1 pseudogene is annotated in these 279 nt (G+C 46.2%); it reads right to left on the reverse strand.

Annotated features, from left to right (window positions below):
• Nucleotides 1–279, reverse strand: a pseudogene (locus Xbud_RS19445) (transposase); the annotation flags it as partial.

Raw genomic sequence — 279 nt, forward strand, 5'->3', positions numbered from 1 at the left:
GACGGAGTTGTTCATTCTCTTCCTTCTTATTGTGCTGCTTAGGAACTGGAATCAACGTGGCATCAATGACTTGACCACCTCCAGGAATGAATCCCTGTGGGAAAGATTATGGAAATGTTTCAGGATAATGATGCGAACCATCACCTCAGTCGGGAATGGCGGGCGTCCACCTTTGGGAGAAATAATACGTGGCGCGACACGGTCTATGGTGTCAGCCAGTGCCGAGAAATCAACATACTTATCAAGAACAAGTAGCGGATCACCTAATTCATCGATTTT

This window comes from Xenorhabdus budapestensis, from assembly GCF_002632465.1.
Taxonomy (GTDB): Bacteria; Pseudomonadota; Gammaproteobacteria; order Enterobacterales; family Enterobacteriaceae; genus Xenorhabdus; species Xenorhabdus budapestensis.